The following is a 1,732-nucleotide window of genomic DNA, read 5'->3' on the forward strand; positions in this document are numbered from 1 at the left end:
GGCAAGCTCGTGCTCATTCTGCCCATATCGGGCAGGAAATTGAAGTCCATTATCGTTGGCATCCGCTATATGGTCGCCGCGTCAAGGTTCGAGACGTCGAGGAACGCAGCGGTGGTCGCGTGGTTCATGTTGAAGCCGGCCCCGGGATAGTCAGGGTGGTGGCGGCGTGGATGCTGGATCGCGCCGTGTGTTCAGCCATGGAGCTTGGCGAGCCGAGAGTCACCGTGGCGGTGTTATGCGACCTGCATCGGCTGCTTGCTGATCGGCGCTTGCGTGCACACTCTCCGGACGGTTCCAACATCGTCCGGGAGAAACGCAATGGACAAGCTGCCAAAGGGCGTTCCAGCGCGAACGCAATCGCCAGCGGTGACGCCGCGCCAGATGAGCATGAGGGTCGACAACGCCGAGCTTCAGGGAATGAACGCGGAGCAGCGCGCAAGGGCGATCACGCGTCTTGCGAGCCTGCTGATAAAAGCCGCGGGCGCCACCACTGCGAAGGAGTGTGACGATGACGAACGCTGATCGTCTTCCGGCGCCCCTTCTCAAGCGCAAGGCGGTAGTTTATGTTCGGCAGTCGACGCAGGCTCAGGTCCAGGTGAACCTGGAGAGCAAGCGTCGCCAGTACGAGCTCGTGGACGAAGCAAAGCGTCGCGGGTTTCGCGATATCGAGGTCATCGACGACGACTTGGGCCGATCGGCGAGCGGAGCGGTGGCTCGGCCGGGGTTTGAGCGCCTCGTGGCATTGCTTTGTGCCGGCGAAGTCGGGGCTGTCCTGTGCCTGGATGCATCACGTCTTGCCCGTAACGGGCGCGACTGGCACCATCTGCTCGAACTGTGCGGTCTCGTCGAGGCGAGGGTCCTCGACCTTGACGGCGTGTACGATCCCTGCCGGCCGAACGACCGGTTATTGCTTGGCATGAAGGGCAGCATCAGCGAGTTCGAGCTCAACGTGCTTCGAACGCGTATGCTCGACGCCGCGCGTGCCAAGGCTCAGCGCGGTGAATTGCGCATCAGCGTGCCGATTGGCTACCTCTGGCATCGAGAGGTCGGTCTGGGTCTCGATCCGAACCAGAGACTGCAGGAAGTGATACGCCTGATCTTTTCCCGCTTTCGTGAACTGGGTAGCGCGCGACAGACCTTCATGTCGTTACGATCCGAGCAGGTCCACTTCCCGCGTCCGACTGATCGTAGTAGCTTGACGCACTTCGACTGGACGCCGATACGTTATCGCAACGTGATCTCCGTGATCAGGAATCCGTTCTATGCGGGGGCTTATGCTTACGGTAAGAGCGGGAATAAGACGACCATCGTTGATGGCCGTGCACACAAGAGTTACAAGCACCCCAAGCCGTTCGAGCAGTGGGAGGTGCTGCTCAAGGGACACCACCAAGGCTACATTGACTGGGAAGAATTCGAGCGCAACCAGCAGCGGCTCGCCGCCAATGCCTATGGCAAGGCAGGCGACGTAAAATCGGGGCGTGGCGGGCGAGCCTTGCTGGCCGGTCTGCTTGGATGCGCGCGCTGCGGACGCCGTCTGTCGGTAGCCTATACTGGACGCACACCGCAACCCGTCTACCGATGCTATCGCTTTGACCTGCCGCCGAAGTGCATGAGCTTTGGTGGCTCTCGCATAGACGCCGCGATCGCGAAGGAAGTGATGCGTGTCGTGGAGCCAATGGCGATCGAGGCGGCCCTGCAGGCCGAGCAAATGCGTATGGACACCCTGAATGAG

At 61.3% G+C, this 1,732-nt stretch carries 2 protein-coding genes; both read left to right on the forward strand.

Annotated features, from left to right (window positions below; all coding sequences use genetic code 11):
• Positions 1 to 506, forward strand: a 506-nt coding sequence (locus J8I87_RS43845) for a hypothetical protein (RefSeq protein ID WP_209938874.1), incomplete at its 5' end; no start/stop codon positions are given.
• A gap of 2 nt (positions 507 to 508) precedes the next feature.
• The coding region (locus J8I87_RS43850; protein ID WP_209938876.1) for a recombinase family protein at positions 509 to 1,732 on the forward strand (1,224 nt) is incomplete at its 3' end.

It is taken from the genome of Paraburkholderia sp. LEh10, assembly GCF_017814945.1.
Lineage (GTDB): Bacteria > Pseudomonadota > Gammaproteobacteria > Burkholderiales > Burkholderiaceae > Paraburkholderia.